The sequence below is a fragment of the Mycobacteriales bacterium genome (assembly GCA_036497565.1).
Taxonomy (GTDB): domain Bacteria; phylum Actinomycetota; class Actinomycetes; order Mycobacteriales; family QHCD01; genus DASXJE01.
The window spans coordinates 70,241-89,859 of record DASXJE010000257.1 but is presented as its reverse complement, the minus strand read 5'-3'; the positions used below and the strand labels follow the sequence as shown (position 1 = coordinate 89,859).

Genomic DNA, 19,619 nt, shown 5'->3' with positions numbered 1-19,619 from the left:
CCGTGCCCGTCGACACACGGTGGGACTTCGAACGCCTCGTGTTGCCCGCATATCGCGCAGTGACGCCAGGTCAGCGACGTCGTGAACATCGCGTCCTCACCTTCCTCACTGGTCCCACCGGCGACGGTGCCACGGGCGGGTGACGGTTTCGCGTAGGCGCCGCGGCGTGTCGGAGCCTGCATGCGACGATGAGTCGTCATGGTCCCCAGCCCGCGAACCGGCGCCGCCGCCGCGCCCGCCACCCCGCCGGCCGTCCAGGAGTCGTCGCTGCTCCGGGCCGCCCGCGGCGAGCCGACGTCGACCACCCCGGTCTGGTTCATGCGGCAGGCCGGCCGGTCGTTGCCGGAGTACCGCGCCGTACGGGACGGGATACCGATGCTCGAGGCGTGCCGGCGACCCGACCTGATCGCGACGATCACCCTGCAACCGGTGCACCGGCACCGGGTCGATGCCGCCGTCCTGTTCTCCGACATCGTGGTGCCGCTGGTCGCGAGCGGACTCGACATCGAGATCGCGCCAGGGGTGGGGCCGGTACTGGCCGATCCGATCCGTACCCGGGCCGATCTGGTGCGGGTCCGTCCGCCCGACCCCGAGGAGATCGGGTTCGTCGCCGACGCGGTCCGCCTCGTGGTCCGCGACCTCGGTGGCATCCCGCTGGTCGGCTTCGCCGGTGCGCCGTTCACGCTGGCCAGCTACCTCGTGGAGGGCGGTCCATCCCGAACCCACGCCCGGACCAAGGCGCTGATGCACGGCGAGCCCGAACTGTGGGCCACCCTGCTCGATCGACTGGCCGACACCGCGCTGATGTCCCTGCGCGCGCAGGTCGAGGCCGGTGCCGCCGTGGTGCAGCTCTTCGACTCCTGGGCCGGAGCGCTCTCCGACGCCGACTACCGGCGTTTCGTCCTGCCGCACAGCCGCAAGGTCCTCGACGGCCTGGCCGACCTGCCGGTACCCCGCATCCACTTCGGGGTCGGCACCGGCGAGCTGCTGCCCGCGATGGCGGAGGCCGGCGCGGACGTCGTCGGCGTCGACTGGCGGATCCCGCTCGACGAGGCCGCCCGCCGGGTCCCGGGCCACGCGCTGCAAGGCAACCTCGACCCGGCGCTCCTGCTGGCCGACTGGGACGTCGTGGAGCGGGAGGTACGCCGGGTCCTCGACGAGGGCCGTGCGGCGCCCGGCCACATCTTCAACCTCGGCCACGGCGTACTCCCCGAGACCGATCCGCAGGTGCTGACCCGGGTCGTCGAGTTGGTGCACGAGGTCACGACACGCTGATGGCTCACGTCGTCGTCGTCGGCGCGGGGATCGCCGGGCTCTCGGCCGCCTACGCGATCGCGCAGGACGATCCGGCCATCGAGATCACCGTCGTCGACGGGGCCCGCCGCATCGGCGGCAAGCTGACCGCGGGCGAGATCGGCGGGACCGTCGTCGACGCCGGTGCCGAGGCGATGCTGGCCCGCGCGCCCGAGGGCGTCGAGCTGGCCCGCGCCGTCGGGCTGGGCGACGACATCGTCCACCCGGCGACCGGGTCCGCGTCGCTCGCGGTGGACGGGGGCCTGCGGCCCATTCCCGGCGGCACGGTGATGGGCGTGCCGGCCGACCTGGCAGCCGTTGCCGCTGCCGGGGTGCTCACCGCCGCCGCCATGCGGGCCGTGTCCGCCGAGCCGGAGCATCCGGGTGAGCCGGTGACCGACGACGTGTCCGTCGGCGACCTCGTCGGGTCCCGCCTCGGGACCGAGGTGGTCGACCGGCTCGTCGACCCGCTGCTGGGCGGTGTCTACGCCGGCCGGGCGGGCGTGCTCTCGCTGCAGGCGACCGTGCCCACCCTCGCCGGCGCGATGCGCGACCACGGATCGGTCGTCGCCGCGGCCCGCGCCGCGTTGGCAGCCACGCCACGGCGTGACGGCCCGGTCTTCGCGACGCTGCGCACCGGTCTCGGGACGCTCCCGGCGGCGGTGGCCCGCGCGTCCGGCGCACGGCTTCTGCTCGGCCTCCCGGTGCGCCAGATCCAGGCCACCGGCGCCGGTTTCCGGGTCGTCTTGGGGCCGGTGCCGGACCCGACCGTGCTCGACGCCGACGCCGTGATCGTCGCGGTCCCGGCGCAGAAGGCGGCCGGGATGCTCGGGGACCTCACGGCGTGGGCGGCGCACGAGCTCAGCAGGATCGACTACGCCAGCACGGCCCTGGTCACGCTGGCCTACCCCGCCGCGGAGCGGTGGCCGGCCGGCAGCGGCGTGCTCGTCGCACCCACCGAGAATCGGGCGGTCAAGGCGCTCACCTTCAGCTCGCAGAAGTGGGCGCACCTCGCCGGCGGGCCGGCGATCGTCCGCGCCTCGGTGGCCCGGCACGGCGAGGAGCGGGTGTTGCAGCGCCCCGACGACGAGTTGGCCGACCTCGTCATCGCCGACGTCGCGGCGCTGACCGGGGTCGTGACCCGGCCGGCCGAGATGCGGGTCACCCGCTGGGGCGGGGCGCTCCCGCAGTACGCGGTCGGTCACCTGGACCGGGTGCGCCGGATCCGGGCCGAGGTCGACCGGGTGCCGGGGCTGGCGGTCTGCGGCGCGGCGTACGACGGGGTCGGGGTGCCCGCCTGCATCCGCACGGGACGGCAGGCCGCGTCCCGGGTGCTCGCCCACCTCGCCGTCGAGCGACAATCAGAACATGGCTGACGGAAAGAAGGCGCGCGAACTCAACGCCCAGGTGCGCTACACGATGTGGTCGGTGTTCCGGGCCCGCACCGACGCTCAGCGGCTGCCGGACGACGACCGCCGGCAGGTCGCGGAGGAGGTCGACGCGCTGTTCGAGCAGATCGGCGCGAAGGACGTGGTGGTGCGCGGCAGCTACGACGTCTCCGGCCTGCGCGCCGACGCCGACTACCTGATCTGGTGGCACGCGCCGCGCGCCGAGGACCTGCAGGAGGCCTACGCGCGGCTGCGGCGGACCCGGCTCGGGCGGGCCAGCGAGCCGGTGTGGTCGGCACTTGCCCTGCACCGGCCGGCGGAGTTCAACAAGAGCCACCTGCCGGCTTTCCTCGCCGGTGAGGAGCCCAAGCGGTTCGTGTGCGTCTATCCGTTCGTGCGCTCGTACGAGTGGTACCTGCTCCCCGACCAGGAGCGGCGCTCGATGCTCGCCGAGCACGGCGTGATGGCCCGCGAATTCCCCGACGTCCGGGCCAACACGGTCGCGTCGTTCGCGCTCGGTGACTACGAGTGGGTGCTGGCGTTCGAGGCCGACGAGCTGCACCGGATCGTCGACCTGATGCGGCACCTGCGGGGCGCCGCCGCGCGTCGGCACACCCGCGAGGAGACGCCGTTCTTCACCGGCACCCGCAAGCCGCTGAGTGAGTTGGTCACCGCCCTGCCGTAGCGGGGCACCGTCGGCTCAGGCCTCGGCCGGCTCCAGGGTGAGGCTGACCGAGTTGATGCAGTAGCGGTCGCCGGTCGGCGTCTGCGGTGCGTCGTCGAACACGTGCCCCAGGTGGGAGTCGCAGGTGGCGCAGCGCACCTCGGTGCGGGTCATGCCCAGACTGCGGTCCTTGATCAGCTTGACGCGGTCCTCGGCGAGCGGGGAGAAGAACGACGGCCACCCGCAGTGGGAGTCGAACTTCGTGTCGCTGCGGAACAGTTCGGTGCCACAGGCCCGGCACCGGTAGACGCCGACGGTCTTCGTGTCGACGTATTCGCCGGTGAACGGGCGCTCGGTGTCCGCCTCACGCAACACGGCGTACTGCTCCGGCGTCAGCTGGGCGCGCCACTCGTCCTCGGTCTTCTTCACGGTCTCCATGCCACCACGGTACGGCGGCCCGCCAGTGGCCGGCAGGCTCAATTGCCGAGGAGCAGGCCGAGCAGGGTGATCACGCCCTCGACCACGGCGACCGCGAGGGGCAGCAGCAGGGCGACCACCACGACCTTGGCGACGAGCCGGCGCCAGCCGCGCGCCCGCGCCGCGCCGACGGCGAAATCGCCCACACCGGCGATGTAGCCCTCGACGCTGTACGGGGACGGCCGCCGCTCCTGCCCCGGCTCGACGAAGCGCACATAGGCCTCCGTCGTGGCCCGGGCCCGGTCCTCGTTCGCGGTGCCCATCCGTTGAGTGTGACGCAGCGGGGCGCCGTGGGCCAGCGACGTCGGAAATGCCCGGTCGCGATGTCTTATTCGGCCCGGCCGGAGCGCGTGATCGCCTACCGTGGCGGCATGCCAGCAGCTGCCGCGGAGATCGAGGTCGGGCCCCGGGTGGTCCGCGTCTCCCACCCGGACAAGCTCTACTTCCCGGAGCGGGGGATCACCAAGCTCGACGTCGTGCAGTACTTCCTCGCGGTCGGCGACGGGATCCTCGCTGCCCTCCGTGACCGCCCGACCACGCTCGAGCGCTGGCCAGGCGGCGTCTTCGAGGGGGCGAAGCTGTCCACCCGCCAGGACAACAAGGGCGACGCCTTCTTCCAGAAGCGCATCCCCAAGGGCGCCCCCGAGTATGTGGAGACGGCCCGCATCGCCTTTCCCAGCGGCCGGTTCGCCGACGAGGTGTGTGCCACCGAGCTGGCGGTGATCGCCTGGGCCGCCAACCTCGGGACCCTCACCTTCCATCCCTGGCCGGTCAACCGGGTCGACGTCGACCACCCGGACCAGATGCGGATCGACCTCGACCCGCAGCCGGGCACCGACTTCTCCGACGCCGTCCGGGTCGCCCATGAGCTCCGGAACGTCCTGGACGAGTACCAGCTGGTCGGGCACCCGAAGACCTCCGGCGGGCGCGGGCTGCACGTCTACGTGTCGATCCAGCCGCGCTGGACCTTCACCCAGGTACGCCGGGCCCTCATCGCCGTGGGGCGCGAGCTCGAACGCCGGATGCCCGACCGGGCGACGATCAAGTGGTGGAAGGAGGAGCGCGGCGAAAAGATCTTCATCGACTACAACCAGGCCGCGCGTGATCGCACGATCGCCTCGGCCTATTCGATCCGGCCGACCGCGAAGGCGCTGGTCTCCGCTCCCGTCCATTGGGAAGACATCGACGACATCCGGCCGGACGACTTCGACGTCTTCACCATGCCGCCGCGGTTCGCCGCGGTCGGCGACCTGCATTCCGGGCTGGCCGGGGAGGCGTTTTCCCTCGAGCCGCTGCTCGACCTCGCCGCACGCGACGAGCGTGACCACGGCGCCGGCGATCTGCCGTACCCGCCGGACTATCCGAAGATGCCGGGCGAGCCGATGCGGGTCCAGCCGTCCCGGGCCAGGCCGCTGACCAGCGACAACACCACTCCGTAACGACGCACCCCGGGAACCCGCGATCATCGGTGTTGCGTATGCGCTGCCGGGGGTACGCTCGCCGCGGAGTTCGGCCAGGAGATGTCGGGGAGATCCGTCGAACGGCGTATTTAACGCTGGACTCCCTGATCAGGGGTATGGGGGGCCGACATGAAACTATTCGCTCGCTCGTCGGGCATTCTGGCGGCGGCAGCGTCCGTCCTGCTGCTGTGGAGCGGTGCCGCGGCATCGGCGGCGGCGCCGGCATCACCGTGGCCGATGGGCGACCACGACGCCGCCCGCAGCGGGCTCAACGCCGCCGAGACGGCGCTGTCGTCGACCTCGATCCACGGCCTGCACCTGCAGCACACCGTGACGCTGGCCAGGTCCAGCTCCGGCGGGTGCGGCGGGTCCAGCCCGGCCTTCCCAGCCGAGGTGGGCAACGTCCTTTACCTGGTCAACGGCGGCGCCAACAGCGTCTCGGCCTACAACGTGACCACCGGCGCCCGGATCTGGAACCACGCGCTCGACGCAGCCGGATCGTCGATCTACGTCGGCCTCGCGGTCGTCGGCGGTCGGGTCTTCGTCGGTGGCGTGGACTGCGAGTCGCAGAGCGACCCCAACGGATTCGTCCGCGCCTTCAACGCCACCACCGGAAGTCAGCAGTGGAACGTCGGGACCCTCGGAGCCGCTGCGGACATCGCGGTGAGCAACGGCAAGGTCGTCACCACCGGCTCCACCGTGGGGTCCGGCGCAACGATCAACGTCCTCGATCCGGCGACCGGCAAGAAGGTCTGGAACAAGACCTACGACAGCAGCTGCGCCGGGTTCTTCACCACCACCGTCGTGTCGCGGGGACACGTCATCTTCTGCTCCGAGGACTTGAACGGGAAGGGCACCCTGCACGCGCTGTCGCTGGCGAACGGGGCGCAGGCCTGGAGCAAGGCCGGGATCTATTCGAACCTGCGCGGTGACACCGATGCGACCAGCGCCGCGGACCTCTACGCCGACAACCCGTCGGGTCACCTCACCGACCTCGCACCGGCGACCGGTGCCGTGAAATGGACGTCCACGTCCGAGACCGGCGCCCCGCTGGCGGTCGGCAAGAAGCGCCTCTACATCTCCTGCAACGGCACGGCCCTGTGTGCCCTCCCCAAGGCCGGCGGAGCCCGGCTCTGGAAGGCGAACGTCGCCCCGACGCATGTGGCGGTCGCCTCCGACCTCGTGTACCCGGCGCCGGGCGGACCGTTGCTCGCCAACACCGGTGCACACGTCGCCGTCACCGGCTACCCCGCCGCGGCCACGTCGGTGATCATCGCCAACGGTCGGCTGATCTCCTCCGGCGCCGGCAGGACGGTGTCGATCTTCGGGTTGTCCTAATGGGGAAGGGACTCCCGCCACAGGTCGAACTGCTCGGGCGTACGCACGCCGTGGTCGAGCACCGACCGGTAGACGTCGTAGCTGCGGACGCTGGTGCCGTAGTCGTCGCGGCCGGCCCAGGCATGCTTGATCTGCAGGATCGCCGTGCGGGAGTCCGGGTCGAGCCGGGCGGGCATCGTCGGTTCGCCGATCTTGCCGAGCAACGGACCCAGCTGCAGGTCGGCGTGCACCACGACCGCTTCGGCCTGCAGTTCGTCCTGCGCTGCCAGCAGCTCATCGGATGTCGTCACGCCCGTCATCATCCCAACGGGCGTCCTACCGCCGGATCGAGGTCGGCTAGGACCGGGGGCAGACCGTCCCTCGAGGGGGCAGTGTGAGGTCGATGAGATAGGCGTCGACGTGTTGGCGCACGCACGCCGTCTGCGGATACGCCGTGTGCCCTTCGCCGTTCCAGCTCAGTAGTACGCCGGAGCCCAGCTGACCGGTCAGGGCTTGCGCGGCGGCGTACGGCGTGGCTGGATCGTGCAGAGTGCCGACGACGAGGATCGGCGGGGCACCGGCCGGATGCACGGTCGGATAGCGGTTCGCGGGCTCCTCCCATTCGGCGCAGCCCAGCAGGCCGATGGCCTGGCTGGCGCCGAACAGCGGGTATTTCGCCCGCCAGACAGGCAGTTTCGCGCGGGCCGTCGCCACCGTCGCCCGTGGCGAGGTGTCCCCGCAGTTGATGACCACGTTGGCGTCGAGCAGGTTGCTGTAGTGCCCGTTGCCCATCCGCTCGGTGTACTGGTCGTCGAGGGCGAGCACCTTCCGCGAGTCGCCGTGCGCCGCGGCGTAGAGCGCCTTCGAGAGTTTCGGCCAGTCGCTCTGGCTGTAGAGGGCGGAGGCGACCGCGAGTTCGACGTTGCCGGCGGTGGCCCGGCGTGGGTCGCCGGCCTTGCTGGTCGGGATCGGATGCCGTCGGGCGTCCGCAAGCAGACCGGTGACGAACTGTCGCGGGTGCGGCGCGATCGGGCAGTCGTGGGCGCGGCAGTCCGCGGCGTACTGGTCGAACGCCGCCTCGAAGCTGCGGGCCTGCGACTCGGCGGCGGAGACGTCGCTCTGCCGGGGATCCACCGCGCCGTCGAGCACCATGGCACGGATCCGGTGCGGGAACAGCTGCGCGTAGACCGCGCCGAGCAGCGTCCCGTAGGAATAGCCGAGGTAGTTCAGCTTGGAGTCGCCCACGGCCTGCCGGACGAGGTCGAGGTCGCGTGCGGTCTCCTCGGTGTCGTAGAGCGGCAGTTTCGCGCCGTACGCCGCCCGGCAGCCCTCGGCGATCTCCTTGGCCAGCCGGATCTGCGCCGCGAACTGGGCGGCGGTGCGCGCGTCGGGATCGGCCGCGACCGTCTTGTCCTTCAGCGCCGCCGGGATGCAGTGCAGCGCTCCGGACGCGCCGATCCCGCGCGGGTCGAACCCGACGATGTCGAACCGCTGCAGGATGCTGATCGGAAGGCTCAGGCTGGAGCCGACTGCGGCGTCGAGGCCGGACCCGCCCGGGCCGCCGGGATTGATGATCAGCGAGCCGATCCGGTCGTGCTGGCGCTCGTAGTGGGCGCGGACGACGGTGAGCGTGACGGTGGCGCCGTCGGGGTGGCGGTAGTCCAGGGGCACCCGCATCCGGCCGCAGCCGAACTGCAGCGGCCGGCTGCTCCCGCCGTGGTGACCGATCGCCTTCTTGATCGCCGAGGTGCAGTCGACGAACTGGATCAGGCCGATGGATGGCGTTGCGGGGGTCGGCTGCCCGGACCCGGCCGCCGTCGGCGAGGGGGCCGAGGAGGCCGCGGTGGGGCGGCCGCCGGTCGACGTCGTACACGCGCTGAGCATCAGTGTGGCCGCGACCGCCGCGACGGCACCCGCCCGGCCCGCTGTCCTCATCGGACCTAGCCGGTGACCGGGCTGCCGGCCGCCATGACCGTGGACGGCCGCATTCCCAACCCGGCGGCGGCGGCCCGGTCGAAGTCGTCGTCGACGGCGATCACCTCGCGGCCGGCGGCGGCGAGGAAGGACGCGGCGACCGACGCGCGGTATCCGGAGGCGCAGTGCACCCACACCTCGCCCGCCGGCACCCGGCCGAGCCCGCCGGGCAACTCGTGCAGCGGCACGTGCACGGCGCCGTCGATGTGCGCCTCGCGCCACTCGAGCTCGCGGCGTACGTCGAGGATCACGACGGGGCGGTGGTGACGCACCGCGGTCAGGTCGGTGAAGGTGGCGCGCGCAAAGGTGTCGAGCCGGCCCTCCGTCCAGTCCTGCGGCCCGCCGGTCGCGGACGCGTCCACCCGGTCGATCCCGATCCGCATCAGTTCGCGCTGGGCCTCGGCGACCTGCTCGGGTGTGTCGCCGAGCAGCGTCAACGGCGTGCCCCAGGGGATCAGCCAGCCGAGGTAGGTCGACATCTTGCCGTCGATGCCGAAGTTCAGGCTGCCGCGCACGTGCCCGGCGGCGAAGGCGACCCGGCCACGCAGGTCGACGACCCACTCGCCGCGGTCGATCCGCCGGTGGATCTCGCTCGGATCGGCCGGCTGCGGCGGGCTCAGGTCGGCGGGCGCCGGACCGGCGGCGTTCATCGGGCCCATGCGGGCGTAGTAGGCGGGCCAGACGTCGAGACCGGCGATCAGGTCGGCGACGTAGCGCTCCCGCTCCTCGGTGAGCACCGGGTTGGACCGCCGCTCCTGCTCGATGGTGGACGAGGTCACGTCGGACTGGGTGGCCGAGCAGAAGCTCCCGAACCCGTGGGTGGGCAGGATCGCGGTCCGCCCCGCGAGCCGATCGCTCAGCCGATGCGCCGACTCGTGCTGCAGGCGGGCCAGCGTGGCGGTGTGTTCGGGGCCGAGCAGGTCGGGGCGACCGGTCGAGCCGAACAGCAACGAGCCGCCGGTGAAGACCACCGCGGGCTCGCCGGGCGATTCGAGCACGTAGGACAGGTGGGTGAAGGTGTGGCCCGGGGTGGCGAGCACCTGCACCCGCATGTCCGGACCGACCTCGACCACGTCGCCGTCGCGGACCGCGATCCGGTCGAAGGCCACGTCGTCCTCGGCGTTGACGTGGTACGCCGCCCCCGTGGCCTGCGCCAGCGCCAGCCCGCCGGTGACGTAGTCGTTGTGCAGATGGGTCTCGAAGACGGCCACGATCTCGACCGCGGCGTCGCCGGCGAGCGCGAGCACCCGGTCGATGTCCCGCTGTGGGTCGACGACCAGAGCGACCCGCCCGTCGTGCACGAGGTAGCTCCGGTCTCCCAGCGTGGGGGTGTCGATCGCGACGATCGTGGCCATGGCCGGTCCTCCCGGGACGTCGTACGTGAAGGACGTCCGACACCTAACGCTAACCAACCGATCACCGGAATCCGGCGGTTTGGCCGCGACGCCCCGCTCAGGCGGGTTGCGTGGGCCGCGGATCCGCCGCCGAATGGGCCCGGCGCAGGGCGGTGACGAGGTGGTCGATGTCGGCCGTGCCGGTCATCCAGCCGGAGACCGACACCCGCACCGCCCGCCGGCCCTGCCACGTGGTCCCCCCGAGCCAGGCCGCACCCTCGCGACTCACCCGGTCGGCGACGTCGTCGGTCACCGCGTCGTCGTCGGAGAACCGCAGCAGGACCTGGTTGAGCACCACGTCGTTGAGCACCTCGACGCCGGGATCGTCCCTGACGGCCTCGGCGACCCGCCGGGCGTGGCCGCAGCACCGCTCGACCAGATCGGCCACGCCGTCGCGTCCCAGGGCACGCAGCGCCGCGTAGACCGGTACTCCGCGGGCCCGCCGGGACATCTCCGGCACGAAGTTGAACGGGTCGTCGGTACTGGCCCGCAGGTAGCTTGCCGTACGGCTCATCGCCGCCCGGTGCGCGTCGGGGCGGGCCACGATCGCCAGGGCGCTGTCGTAGGGCACGTTGAGCCACTTGTGCGCGTCGACCGCCCAGGAGTCGGCGCCGTCGTGTCCTTGGGTCAGGTGGGCGAACCGCGGGCTGGCAGCGGCCCAGAGGCCGAACGCGCCGTCGACGTGCACCCATGCCCGGTGCGCCCGGCCCGCGGCCACGATGTCGGCGAGCGGGTCGACCGCCCCGGTGTTGACGTTGCCGGCCTGGGCGCAGACGATCGCCGGCCCCGTGCCCGCGTCGAGCGCGCGCTTCAGGGCGTCGGGTCGCATCGCGCCGTTGGCGTCGACCTCGACCCGGGTGAGCCGCTCGGAGCCGAAGCCGAGCAGCCGGAGCGCGCCGAGTGCGGAGACGTGCACCTCCTCGCCCACCAGCACGCGGACCGGGGGCGCCCCGGTGAGCCCGTTCGCCTCGACATCCCAGCCGACCTCCGCCAGCACGTGGTGGCGGGCGGCCGCCAACCCCACGACGTTGCCGGTGGTGGCGCCGGTGACGAAGCCCACGGTCGCGTCCCGGGGCAGGCGCAGCGCCTCGAGCGCCCAGCGGCCGGCGGTGCCCTCGATCGCCGCCGTCGCCGGCGAGAGCGCGACCAGCCCGGCGTTCTGGTCCCAGCTGGACACCAGCCAGTCGGCGCCGACCGCGACGGGCAGGCTCCCGCCGACGACGAACCCGAAGTATCTCGGCCCGGGGCTGGCGATCAGACCGGGTTCGGCGGCCGCCGCGAGCTCCTCGACGACCTGCTCCGGGTCGGTGCCGTGCTCCGGGAACGGCCCGTCGAACCGGGCCCGGGCCGCGTCCGGATCGTCGGTCGCACCCACCCGGCGACCCGGCAGGGAGTCCAACCAGTCGCCGGCCAGCTCCGCGGCGCGGCCGAGGACGGTCATTGCAGGACCTCGGCCAGGTCGTAGCGGACCGGCTCCTCCAGCTGCGCGTAGGTACACGACGCGGGGTCGCGGTCGGGTCGCCAGCGGACGAAGTGGGAGGTGTGCCGGAAGCGGGTCCCCTCCATGTGGTCGTAGCGCACCTCGACCACCCGCTCGGGGCGCAGCGGCTGCCAGGACAGGTCCTTGCCGGCGTTCCACCGGCTCGTCGCACCAGGCATCCGCTGCGGCTCGGCCTCCTGGGCGCTGGCCCACTCCGCCCACGGATGCCCGTCCGGGTCGGCCATCCGGTAGGGCTCGAGCTCCTCGACCAGCTCCTTGCGGCGGGCCATCGGGAACGACGCCGCGACGCCGACGTGCTGCAACGCACCGGCGTCGTCGTACAGGCCGAGCAGCAGGGATCCCACGATCGGCCCCGACTTGTGCCACCGGAAGCCCGCCAGGACGCAGTCGGCGGTGCGTTCGTGTTTGACCTTCTGCATCAACCGCTCGCCGGGCTGGTATTGCAGCTCGTGGGCCTTCACGACCAGCCCGTCGAGCCCGGCGCCTTCGAACTGGTCGAACCAGGTGCGGGCCAGCGCGGAGTCGTCGGTGCAGGCGGTCAGGTAGACCGGCGGCCGGGCCGGGGCCAGCGCGTCGGCGAGCCGACGCCGGCGCTCGGCGTAGCGCGTCGTCAGCATCGACTCGTCGCCGAGCGCGAGCAGGTCGAACGCGACGAACGACGCCGGTGTCTGCTCGGCCAGCATCCGGACCCGTGAGTCGGCCGGATGGATGCGGTTGAGCAGTGCCTCGAAGTCGAGCCGGTCGTCGTGGGCGATGACGATCTCCCCGTCGAGGACGCAGCGCGGCGGGAGGTTGGCGAGCAGCGCGTCGACGACCTCCGGGAAGTAGCGGTTGAGCGGCCGTTCGTTGCGGCTGCCGAGCACGATCTCGTCGCCGTCCCGGAACGCGATGCAGCGGAAGCCGTCCCACTTCGGCTCGTAGGTCAGCCCGGTCCCGTCCGGAATGGTCTTCACGGCGCGGGCGAGCATCGGGGCGATCGGGGGCGAGACGGGCAGGTCCATCCGCACATCATGCCGCGCGGTGCCCCGATCCGCGGACCTCTTGATCGTGATCGGATTTGTACGGCGTGTCGCGGCTTTATCCGATCACGATCATGGAATTACCACGGGGGTGCGGGTCAGCGGACGCGTTGCCGGTCGTCCGCGTCGACCTCGATCCGCAACCAGGTGGTGAGCTGGTCGCGGGCCAGGGCTCGCCGGGCGTGGGCGATCACGTCGTCGTCGAGCTGCCGGCTCACCTCGCCGAGGTCGGCCGCCTGCCGCAGCCAGACCGTGAGCACCAGCTCGGGGTCGGTCACGTCCCGGGTCAACCGGGCCCGTGCCCGCCCGACGCCGGGTACCGCGGTCGTCTCCTCACGGACGGCATCGGTGAGCGCCGAACCGGTCAGTACGAGGTCGCCGGACTGGGCCCGCTCCATGGCGATCGAGCGGATCCGTTCGACCCGCAGCTGCACGATCAGCCAGTACAGCGCCAGGATGCCGAGTACGAACCCCACCGCGCCGACGGTCGGCCACAGCCAGCCGGCGCTGCGGTAGACGGTCTGGGTCGTCGCGTGGTCGACCACCGCGCGGTGCGCGCGGTCGGCCCCGAAGATCCCGGTGCTCAGCAGCACCGCCCCCACCCCGGCGAGCAGCAGGATCACCCCGATCACGGTCAACACCACGCGGTTGAGCCGGTTGGTGCGGTTTCTCATGTCCGCCTCCGCGGCCCGGAGACGTGGATCCGTACCTCGGGCGGGTTCTGCAGGGGCAACTGGCGGAGTCGCGCCGCGATGGCCGTACGCAGCGTCTCGGAGATGACATCCGGATCGCCGATCCGGATCTGCGCATTGACCCGCGCCTTGCGCCGTCGGACCTTCGCCTTGGCCGAGCCGACGCCGTCGACCGCCGCCGCCTCGTTCTCCAACGCGCGGGCGAGGGAGCGTCGCGAGGTGGTCGCGTGGATCTCGGGTCGGGTGAAGATCATCCGCAGCGATCGGTCCCGGTCGGCCGCGGCGGCGAGGATGAGCAGCAGCCCGACCACGATGACGCCGATCGAGATGAGCAGGACGGGGGTGTCCTTCCACGTGTGCGCCCGCAACGTCGTCAGCCATTGGTCATAGGGCACCAGCAGGGGAGGGGTCGCCCAGTTGGTCTGCGCGACGAGTACTTCGACGGCGGTGAGCAGGCCGGCGCCGGCGATGGCGAGCGCGAGGATCGCGGCGAGCAGCCGGTTGACGATGCGCATCGCCGTCACCGGATCCGTCGTTCGGCGGACGGCGGGTGCAGGCTCGTCACGTCGACGTCGCAGCTGGTCACGGTGATCTCGGCGAGCTCACGGAGCCGGTCGGTGACCCGTCGGCGTACCTCGGCGACGACGTCGGGGATCGGCTCGGGGTAGCGCGCGGCGACGTCGAGATGCAGCCGGGCGAACTGGCCGTACAGGCGCGCGGTCGCGTGCACGTTGGGCGTCGCCGAGCGGGACCGACTGCGCGGTGACTCCCGGACGATGCCGGAGACCTCGCCCGCGGCCGCCTGCGCGATCCGCTCGATCGTCTTCGGGGCGATCACGAGATGCCCGCGCTCCTCCGCGGGAATGCGCGCGTCGGTCGCGATCACCGCCGTCGTCGTGGCGGCGGGATCGACGGAACCGGAATCGTCGGTCACGAGCGGCGCCGGAAGACCGATTCGATGTCGAACTCGGACTCGATGACCCGGCCGACGATGAAGCCGATGATCCCGAGCACGAGGACGACGATGAACGCGCTGAAGCCGCCGAAGGCACCGGCGAAGCCGAGCGCCATACCGACCGCGATTCCCAGCTGTGACGGTGACATTGTCTCCTCCTTCGGGTCGCGCGCCGGCAGGCGCGCGGTGGGCGCGGTGTCAGCGCACCCGCGGTGGACGGCGGCGTTGTGCGTACCACCGCACCATCCGGTCGACCACGGCCAGGAGGCCGTGGGGGGTACGCCGGAATACCACGTCGGCGGCCAACCGGGGATCGTCGGCGCGGATCACGGCCGGGCGGTAGGCGGCCAGACCGGCGACGAACGTCGCCTGATCGCCTCCCACGTCGGGGTGGTGGGTGCGGACGAACTCCCGGAAGTCGCTCCGGCGGGGCCGGTCATCCATGTGCGCCCTCCTCAGGCGTGAGCTCCACGTCCTCGATGACGACGTCGATCGCGAACCCGGGCGCGTAGAGCGCCGCCGCGGCCCGGACCGTCTCGGCGAGCGCGGGCGTCGGGACGCCGTACCGGGCCACGACGTGCACCACGACCCGCTCCTCGCCGATCTCGACGCCGCTGACCTTCCGCCCGGGCAGGTAGGTCGCGATCTCGCCGAACCGCCCGGCGTACATGCGAGCCACGCCCGGCGTGGCACGGACGGCGGTGACCAGTCCGTCCGCATCGGGCTCGGTGCGGGCACTCACTGGACCCGTGTCGGCTGCTCCGGCTCTTCCTCGCCCGGCAGGTGGATGTCATCGACGCTGATGTTGACTTCGATGACGTCGAGGCCGGTCATCCGTTCGACGGCGGTGATGACGTTGCGCCGTACGCCGTGCGCGAGTTGGGCGATCGCGACGCCGTACTCCACGACGATGTCGAGGTCGATCGCCGTCTGCTTCTCGCCCACCTCCACAGACACGCCCTGGGTGACCGCGGGGCCACCGCTACCGGGGATGCGTTCCCGCAACGACCCGAACGCCCGCGCCGTGCCGCTCCCCAGCTTGTAGACACCGGCGACCTCGCGGGTCGCGATGCCGGCGATCTTCTGCACGACCGAGTCCGCGATCGAGGTCCGCCCCTGCGGGCTGTCCAGGGCGGCCACCTGGGTGACGGCCGAGGCGGTCCCACCGACGTTCTGATCGGGTGGTGTGCTGCTCGAGACCGCGTGCGCCGGTTTGTCCTGTGCCATGGCAGGTCCTCATCTCTTCGCGGCAGTGACGTTGTCTCCGGGGGCGTCGCCTCCGGTCAATGGATGCGTCCTGTGGTCAGAATGTCGCACTTTCCGGGTCGATGTGATCAGACCGACACATCTGCGGTGAGGTAGCGGAGGAACAGCGCGCCGTCCTCCTCGAGCAGATGCCGAACCGTGAGTGTGGTCGGGTCGGCGATGGGTCCGGCCGTGAGCCGATGGGAGGCCGCGCCGACGAGGGTCGGGACGATCGTCAGGCAGAGCTCGTCGAGGCGCTGGGCAGCGAGGACGGTGCGCAGGAGCGTCGGTCCTCCCTCACACGACACCCGGGTGAGCTTCCGTGCGGCGAGCTCGTCGATCGCCGCGGTGATGTCGACCGCGTCGTCGCCGGCGACGATGACATCGGCGACCTCGGCGAGCGCGGCCCGCCGATCCTCCGGCGCGGAGCGGTGCGTCACGACGATGGTGCGGAGCTTGTCCGGGGCGAACAGCGGCGACGCCGGGTCGAGGTCGAGCCGCCCGCTGACGACGGCGATCCGCGGCAGCGGCGCCAGCCCCAGCGACCGGCGGCGCGCCCGCCGCACCTCGTCGGCCTCCGCCGGGCGGTAGCGCTCGACCCGGGCGGTGCCGGCGCCGACCAGGATGACGTCGGCCATGTCACGCAGGAGCGCGAACAGCCGGCGGTCGGCGGGCGTCGACAACCCGCCGGAGCGGCCGTTCAGGCTCGCGGCGCCGTCGGCGCTGGTGATGAAGTTGGCCCGCACGTACGGGGCCGGACCGCGCGGGACGGCGTACGCCGCCACCAGGTCGTCGTCGGTGAGTGGGCCGGCGTCCGGCGTTTCGGCGGGTTCGGCAGGAAGAAGGCGGCGCACCGGCCCATCCCACCACACCCCATTCCGCGTCAACGTGACGTTGATGCGGCTAGAGCGCGTGAACGTCACGTTCACGCGGAATAGCGGGCGCGGGAGGAGCTACGGAGATGACAACGGCGCCCGGGAGGGAAGGGAGACTCCCGGGCGCCGTCGCTGCGGGGTGTTGCTCGTCAGAAGGCGCCGACGCCGTTCGGTGTGCCGAGCCCGGTCGGTCCGTCCCAGCCGGCACGGGCCGTGCACAGCTGGCTCGGTGAGCAGGATCCGTTGCTGCCCGAAGTCACGTCGAAAAGCTCACCCGCGTTGCTGTACGGCGTGCTCGGGGTGACGCTCGACGCGTTGCCGGCCAGACCGATCACACCGGCGATGATCGGCGCGGAGGCGCTGGTCCCGCCGTAGACCTGCCAGCCCGGTGCCTGGTAGGTGTCGTAGACCGCGACACCGGTCTCCGGGTCGGCGACGGCAGACACGTCGTTCATCGCCCGCTTGCTGCAGCCGGTGTTGAACGAGGCCGCACCGGAGATCGCGGCGTTGTACGCCGAACAACCGCTTCCGGTGCCGCCCGAGCTGTTGTTCCACACCGTCTCGCTCCAGCCGCGTGAGCTGGAGTCGCGGGTCAGCGCCGTACCGCCGACCGCGATCACCGACGACGACGAGGCGGGATAGGACGCGCCGACGTAGCCGCTGTCACCCGCGCTGGCCGTGATGGCGACGCCGGGGTGGTTGTAGTACTGGCCGAACTGCGCGTCCGACGCGTCGCTGCCGCCGTAGCTGTTGCTCACGATGTCGGTCTTGGACGCTGCGGTGTTCTCGGCCGCCCCGAGGTCGGCGAAGGATGCCGAATCCGCCTCGACCAGGTCGATGTGGCAGCCGGGGCAGGTGGCCGACACCATGTCTAGGTCGAGGGAGATCTCCCCGGCCCAGCCCGCGTCCGGAGCGGGGTAGGAGCCCTGCTGCCCGCTCTGGTTGAGCTTGGTGAAACAGCCGTTGGCGGTCGTGCACGCCGGAAGGCCGTACTGCGCGCGGTAGGCCGCGAGGTCGGACTCGGCATTCGGGTCGTCCTGGGCGTCGACGATGGCGACCGTCTGTCCGGAGCCACCGGCCGGCAGGTTGTAGGCCGACTGCAGGTCACTGGGTCCGTAGCCGCTCGGGGCGGCCGCGGCGGCGGCCGGCTGGACCGAGTGGCTCCGGTGCACCGCGAAGCATCTGGCCTGCCCGCGGGGAGCCGATTGGCCGCAGTTGGCGACGTATGTCTGGGCCTGCGCGCTGCTCGTGGCCGTGCTGCCCGGGGAGGCACCGGCGGTGCCGGCCCACACCGCCGAGGCGAGCACGGCGACCCCTATCGCGCCGAGCCTCGTCCACTTTTTCATCTATACCTCCTGGTTTATCCCACTACCTCGACCTTATCGCTGGGCCAGATAGTGCAGTACTTCGGCCTCGCGCGGTATCCACATTTGGCCAAGCATCGGTAAAGGATCGGCAAACAGCGGCCGATCCGGGGCGCCCACGGTCGGAGTACGGCCGAATCAGCGAACAGCGTATCTACATGGAGCCAACCGGCCGTTACGTCCAGTAGTGAACGCCAGGACGAGGGTCAGGCGAGAGCCAGCACTGCGACCGACTCACCGTCGATCTCGACGATCCCGTCGCGGTAGACGAAGCCCGACGTCGAGGCGAGCAGGACCTCACGGGGGGTGCCGTCGATCGGCACCGGCTGCCGGTCGGTACTCAGGTTGCAGGCGACGGCGATCGCGTCGCGGTGCAGCACCAGCCAGCGGGACTCGTCGTCGTAGCGGACGTGCACCCGCCCGAGGCGTGGGTCGCTGAGCTCGGGGCGGGAGCGGCGCAAGGCGAGCAGCCGCGTGTAGAAGTCGAGCATCCCGGAGTGGACCTCGTCGTCGAGCTCCCGCCAGTCCAGCCGGGAGCGTTCGAAGGTCTTCTGGTCCTGGGGATCCGGGACGTCGTCCGCGGCCCAGCCGTGCTCGGCGAACTCGGCGCGCCGTCCGTCGGCCACCGTCGACCCCAGCTCCGGCTCCGGGTGGCTGGTGAAGAACTGCCACGGGGTCGAAGCGGCCCACTCCTCACCCATGAAGAGCATCGGCGTGAACGGCGCGGTCAGCACCAGCGCGGCGCCCACCTTGACCAGCCCGTCCGACAGGGTCGCGCTGATCCGGTCGCCGATCGCGCGGTTTCCGATCTGGTCGTGGTTCTGCAGGTAGCCCAGGAAACGCCAGGCCGGGGTCCGGGCGATGTCGACCGGTCGACCGTGGATCCGGTGCCGGAAGCTCGACCACGTTCCGGCGTGGAAGTACGCCTGGCGCAACGTGGTGGCCAGCGTCTGGAGTGAGCCGAAGTCGGCGTAGTAACCCTGGCGCTCGCCGGTGAGTGCGGTGTGCAGCGCATGGTGGAAGTCGTCGCTCCACTGCGCCGCCAACCCGAATCCGCCCGCCTCGCGCGGAGTGATGAGTTTCGGGTCGTTGAGGTCGGACTCCGCGATGAGGGTCAAGGGGCGACCCACGTGGGCCGACAACGCATCGACCTCGGTGGCCATCTCCTCCAGCAGATGCACCGCCCGCCGGTCGGCGAGCGCATGCACGGCGTCGATGCGCAGACCGTCGATGTGGTAGTCGGACAGCCACATCAACGCGTTGTCGATGATGTGCCGGCGGACCGGGTCGGAGTCCGGACCGTCGAGGTTGACGTTGCGACCCCAGGTGTTGGCCGCCTCCGTGAGGTAGGGGCCGAACCGGTCGAGGTAGTTGCCGGACGGGCCGAGGTGGTTGTAGACGACGTCGAGGATCACCCCGAGCCCGCGCGCGTGGCAGGCGTCGACGAGGCGCTTCAGGCCGTCCGGGCCGCCGTAGGGGTCGTGCACGGCGTACCACCCGACGCCGTCGTAGCCCCAGTTGCGGTCGCCGTTGAACGCATTGACCGGAAGGAGCTCGACGAAATCGACGCCGAGCTCGACCAGGTGGTCGAGCCGTCCGGCCGCGCCGTCGAACGTGCCCTCCGGGCTGAAGGTGCCGACGTGCAATTCGTAGATGACACCTCCGGCGAGTTGCCGACCGGTCCACCCGCCGTCCCGCCAGTCGTAGCCGGCCTGGTCGTAGATGCGGCTCGGCCCGTGCACGCCGGTCGGTTGCCAGAGTGAGCGGGGATCGGGGATGGCCGTCGGGTCGTCGTCGAGGACGAACGCATACTCGGTGTCGTCGGGGAGGTCCGGGATGTCGACCCGCCACCAGCCGCCCGGGCCGTGGGTCATCTCGGTGTCGTCGTCCCCGATGCGGGTGCGCACGTGCCCGGGCCGTGGCGCCCACACCTCGAAGGTCGTCATCGGGGTCCTCTCATCGGTATCGCGAACGTGCGGAAGTCCTACCCGGCCGACCCGC

At 71.7% G+C, this 19,619-nt stretch carries 22 protein-coding genes; 5 read left to right on the top strand and 17 right to left on the bottom strand.

Annotated features, from left to right (window positions below; all coding sequences use genetic code 11):
• Window positions 1-198 precede the first annotated feature (198 nt).
• From hemE to hemQ, 3 genes are read left to right on the top strand one after another with little or no spacing between them, the layout of a single operon-like run.
• Entirely contained in the window at window positions 199-1,275 is a 1,077-nt protein-coding gene (hemE, locus tag VGH85_20705; GenBank protein ID HEY2176234.1) for a uroporphyrinogen decarboxylase, read from the top strand.
• Window positions 1,275-2,669 (top strand): protoporphyrinogen oxidase, encoded by a 1,395-nt coding sequence (gene hemG / locus VGH85_20700; protein ID HEY2176233.1) that lies wholly within the window; start codon window positions 1,275-1,277, stop codon window positions 2,667-2,669. The genes hemE and hemG overlap by 1 nt, the downstream gene beginning before the upstream one ends.
• Complete coding sequence (hemQ, locus tag VGH85_20695) at window positions 2,662-3,366, top strand: hydrogen peroxide-dependent heme synthase (GenBank protein HEY2176232.1); 705 nt, start codon at window positions 2,662-2,664, stop codon at window positions 3,364-3,366. The genes hemG and hemQ overlap by 8 nt, the downstream gene beginning before the upstream one ends.
• Window positions 3,367-3,381: 15 nt before the next feature.
• Here the strand turns inward: hemQ and msrB are convergent, their stop codons facing one another.
• Together msrB and VGH85_20685 are read right to left on the bottom strand one after the other, a co-directional pair.
• Window positions 3,382-3,783, bottom strand: a complete 402-nt coding sequence (msrB, locus tag VGH85_20690; protein HEY2176231.1) for a peptide-methionine (R)-S-oxide reductase MsrB — start codon at window positions 3,781-3,783, stop codon at window positions 3,382-3,384.
• A 38-nt stretch (window positions 3,784-3,821) separates the two neighbouring features.
• Window positions 3,822-4,085 carry a hypothetical protein gene (locus VGH85_20685; protein HEY2176230.1) on the bottom strand — a complete coding sequence of 88 codons (264 nt, stop codon included), beginning with the start codon at window positions 4,083-4,085 and terminating at the stop codon, window positions 3,822-3,824.
• A gap of 108 nt (window positions 4,086-4,193) precedes the next feature.
• Between VGH85_20685 and ligD the strand changes: the two genes are divergently transcribed.
• The gene (gene ligD, locus VGH85_20680) at window positions 4,194-5,261 is read left to right on the top strand and encodes a non-homologous end-joining DNA ligase (protein HEY2176229.1); all 1,068 of its coding nucleotides are present in this window, start codon (window positions 4,194-4,196) and stop codon (window positions 5,259-5,261) included.
• A gap of 150 nt (window positions 5,262-5,411) precedes the next feature.
• Window positions 5,412-6,620: a PQQ-binding-like beta-propeller repeat protein gene (locus VGH85_20675; protein HEY2176228.1), complete on the top strand. Its 1,209-nt coding sequence runs from the start codon at window positions 5,412-5,414 to the stop codon at window positions 6,618-6,620.
• On the opposite strand, the gene VGH85_20670 is transcribed toward VGH85_20675, so the two are convergent.
• From VGH85_20670 to treZ, 15 genes are all read right to left on the bottom strand, one after another.
• Window positions 6,617-6,910 (bottom strand): hypothetical protein, encoded by a 294-nt coding sequence (locus VGH85_20670; protein ID HEY2176227.1) that lies wholly within the window; start codon window positions 6,908-6,910, stop codon window positions 6,617-6,619. The genes VGH85_20675 and VGH85_20670 overlap by 4 nt on opposite strands.
• Before the next feature lie 46 nt (window positions 6,911-6,956).
• Window positions 6,957-8,534: an alpha/beta hydrolase gene (locus VGH85_20665; protein HEY2176226.1), complete on the bottom strand. Its 1,578-nt coding sequence runs from the start codon at window positions 8,532-8,534 to the stop codon at window positions 6,957-6,959.
• Between the two features lie 5 nt (window positions 8,535-8,539).
• Window positions 8,540-9,928 carry an MBL fold metallo-hydrolase gene (locus tag VGH85_20660; GenBank protein HEY2176225.1) on the bottom strand — a complete coding sequence of 463 codons (1,389 nt, stop codon included), beginning with the start codon at window positions 9,926-9,928 and terminating at the stop codon, window positions 8,540-8,542.
• Between the two features lie 97 nt (window positions 9,929-10,025).
• Complete coding sequence (locus VGH85_20655; protein HEY2176224.1) at window positions 10,026-11,408, bottom strand: aminotransferase class V-fold PLP-dependent enzyme; 1,383 nt, start codon at window positions 11,406-11,408, stop codon at window positions 10,026-10,028.
• Entirely contained in the window at window positions 11,405-12,469 is a 1,065-nt protein-coding gene (locus VGH85_20650) for an ATP-dependent DNA ligase (GenBank protein HEY2176223.1), read from the bottom strand. Before VGH85_20650 ends, VGH85_20655 begins: the two co-directional genes overlap by 4 nt.
• Before the next feature lie 116 nt (window positions 12,470-12,585).
• Complete coding sequence (gene amaP, locus VGH85_20645) at window positions 12,586-13,161, bottom strand: alkaline shock response membrane anchor protein AmaP (GenBank protein ID HEY2176222.1); 576 nt, start codon at window positions 13,159-13,161, stop codon at window positions 12,586-12,588.
• Entirely contained in the window at window positions 13,158-13,694 is a 537-nt protein-coding gene (locus VGH85_20640) for a DUF6286 domain-containing protein (protein HEY2176221.1), read from the bottom strand. The genes amaP and VGH85_20640 overlap by 4 nt, the downstream gene beginning before the upstream one ends.
• Before the next feature lie 5 nt (window positions 13,695-13,699).
• Entirely contained in the window at window positions 13,700-14,113 is a 414-nt protein-coding gene (locus tag VGH85_20635) for an Asp23/Gls24 family envelope stress response protein (protein HEY2176220.1), read from the bottom strand.
• Complete coding sequence (locus tag VGH85_20630; GenBank protein ID HEY2176219.1) at window positions 14,110-14,283, bottom strand: hypothetical protein; 174 nt, start codon at window positions 14,281-14,283, stop codon at window positions 14,110-14,112. The genes VGH85_20635 and VGH85_20630 overlap by 4 nt, the downstream gene beginning before the upstream one ends.
• A gap of 49 nt (window positions 14,284-14,332) precedes the next feature.
• The gene (locus tag VGH85_20625) at window positions 14,333-14,578 is read right to left on the bottom strand and encodes a hypothetical protein (protein HEY2176218.1); all 246 of its coding nucleotides are present in this window, start codon (window positions 14,576-14,578) and stop codon (window positions 14,333-14,335) included.
• Window positions 14,571-14,876 (bottom strand): Asp23/Gls24 family envelope stress response protein, encoded by a 306-nt coding sequence (locus VGH85_20620; GenBank protein ID HEY2176217.1) that lies wholly within the window; start codon window positions 14,874-14,876, stop codon window positions 14,571-14,573. The genes VGH85_20625 and VGH85_20620 overlap by 8 nt, the downstream gene beginning before the upstream one ends.
• The gene (locus tag VGH85_20615; protein HEY2176216.1) at window positions 14,873-15,361 is read right to left on the bottom strand and encodes an Asp23/Gls24 family envelope stress response protein; all 489 of its coding nucleotides are present in this window, start codon (window positions 15,359-15,361) and stop codon (window positions 14,873-14,875) included. The genes VGH85_20620 and VGH85_20615 overlap by 4 nt, the downstream gene beginning before the upstream one ends.
• A 107-nt stretch (window positions 15,362-15,468) precedes the next feature.
• Window positions 15,469-16,233 carry a pyrimidine reductase family protein gene (locus tag VGH85_20610; GenBank protein ID HEY2176215.1) on the bottom strand — a complete coding sequence of 255 codons (765 nt, stop codon included), beginning with the start codon at window positions 16,231-16,233 and terminating at the stop codon, window positions 15,469-15,471.
• Window positions 16,234-16,403: 170 nt separating this feature from the next.
• On the bottom strand, window positions 16,404-17,600 hold the full coding sequence (locus tag VGH85_20605; GenBank protein HEY2176214.1) for a hypothetical protein: 1,197 nt from the start codon (window positions 17,598-17,600) through the stop codon (window positions 16,404-16,406).
• A 224-nt stretch (window positions 17,601-17,824) separates the two neighbouring features.
• Window positions 17,825-19,564, bottom strand: coding sequence for a malto-oligosyltrehalose trehalohydrolase (gene treZ / locus VGH85_20600; GenBank protein ID HEY2176213.1), 1,740 nt, complete (start codon window positions 19,562-19,564; stop codon window positions 17,825-17,827).
• Window positions 19,565-19,619: the final 55 nt, after the last annotated feature.

What these genes read in the sequence shown, in the direction of transcription:
- hemQ (HEY2176232.1), top strand. Translation starts at nt 2,662, where the DNA reads ATGGCTGACGGAAAGAAGGCGCGCGAACTCAACGCCCAGGTGCGCTAC.
- msrB (HEY2176231.1), bottom strand. Translation starts at nt 3,783, where the DNA reads ATGGAGACCGTGAAGAAGACCGAGGACGAGTGGCGCGCCCAGCTGACG.
- ligD (HEY2176229.1), top strand. Translation starts at nt 4,194, where the DNA reads ATGCCAGCAGCTGCCGCGGAGATCGAGGTCGGGCCCCGGGTGGTCCGC.
- hemE (HEY2176234.1), top strand. Translation starts at nt 199, where the DNA reads ATGGTCCCCAGCCCGCGAACCGGCGCCGCCGCCGCGCCCGCCACCCCG.
- VGH85_20675 (HEY2176228.1), top strand. Translation starts at nt 5,412, where the DNA reads ATGAAACTATTCGCTCGCTCGTCGGGCATTCTGGCGGCGGCAGCGTCC.
- amaP (HEY2176222.1), bottom strand. Translation starts at nt 13,161, where the DNA reads ATGAGAAACCGCACCAACCGGCTCAACCGCGTGGTGTTGACCGTGATC.
- VGH85_20685 (HEY2176230.1), bottom strand. Translation starts at nt 4,085, where the DNA reads ATGGGCACCGCGAACGAGGACCGGGCCCGGGCCACGACGGAGGCCTAT.
- VGH85_20615 (HEY2176216.1), bottom strand. Translation starts at nt 15,361, where the DNA reads ATGGCACAGGACAAACCGGCGCACGCGGTCTCGAGCAGCACACCACCC.
- VGH85_20650 (HEY2176223.1), bottom strand. Translation starts at nt 12,469, where the DNA reads ATGGACCTGCCCGTCTCGCCCCCGATCGCCCCGATGCTCGCCCGCGCC.
- treZ (HEY2176213.1), bottom strand. Translation starts at nt 19,564, where the DNA reads ATGACGACCTTCGAGGTGTGGGCGCCACGGCCCGGGCACGTGCGCACC.
- VGH85_20655 (HEY2176224.1), bottom strand. Translation starts at nt 11,408, where the DNA reads ATGACCGTCCTCGGCCGCGCCGCGGAGCTGGCCGGCGACTGGTTGGAC.
- VGH85_20660 (HEY2176225.1), bottom strand. Translation starts at nt 9,928, where the DNA reads ATGGCCACGATCGTCGCGATCGACACCCCCACGCTGGGAGACCGGAGC.
- VGH85_20630 (HEY2176219.1), bottom strand. Translation starts at nt 14,283, where the DNA reads ATGTCACCGTCACAGCTGGGAATCGCGGTCGGTATGGCGCTCGGCTTC.
- VGH85_20625 (HEY2176218.1), bottom strand. Translation starts at nt 14,578, where the DNA reads ATGGATGACCGGCCCCGCCGGAGCGACTTCCGGGAGTTCGTCCGCACC.
- hemG (HEY2176233.1), top strand. Translation starts at nt 1,275, where the DNA reads ATGGCTCACGTCGTCGTCGTCGGCGCGGGGATCGCCGGGCTCTCGGCC.
- VGH85_20640 (HEY2176221.1), bottom strand. Translation starts at nt 13,694, where the DNA reads ATGCGCATCGTCAACCGGCTGCTCGCCGCGATCCTCGCGCTCGCCATC.
- VGH85_20605 (HEY2176214.1), bottom strand. Translation starts at nt 17,600, where the DNA reads ATGAAAAAGTGGACGAGGCTCGGCGCGATAGGGGTCGCCGTGCTCGCC.
- VGH85_20665 (HEY2176226.1), bottom strand. Translation starts at nt 8,534, where the DNA reads ATGAGGACAGCGGGCCGGGCGGGTGCCGTCGCGGCGGTCGCGGCCACA.